Here is a 209-nt window from a genome sequence, read left to right as displayed (position 1 = left end):
GCATCGACACGCTGCGCTTCACCGACGGGGAGATCCAGAACAACGACGGACACCACGTGGTGGACGACGTCTTCTACTACGCGAACAACCTCGACGTCTGGCGGGGCCATGTGGATGCCGACACGCATTACGAGACGTTCGGCTGGAAGGAGGGCCGGGACCCGAACGCCTATTTCCACACGAAAGCGTATCTGGCCGAGAACCCCGAC

The 209-nt window shown here is 61.7% G+C and carries 1 pseudogene; it reads left to right on the top strand.

The window, feature by feature from the left end:
- Window positions 1-209 (top strand): annotated as a pseudogene (locus F6X53_RS32875) (M10 family metallopeptidase); the annotation flags it as partial.

The organism is Methylobacterium soli (assembly GCF_008806385.1).
Taxonomy (GTDB): domain Bacteria; phylum Pseudomonadota; class Alphaproteobacteria; order Rhizobiales; family Beijerinckiaceae; genus Methylobacterium; species Methylobacterium soli.
Note: the sequence above shows the minus strand (reverse complement) of the source record. Positions and strands in the feature narration are given on the sequence as shown.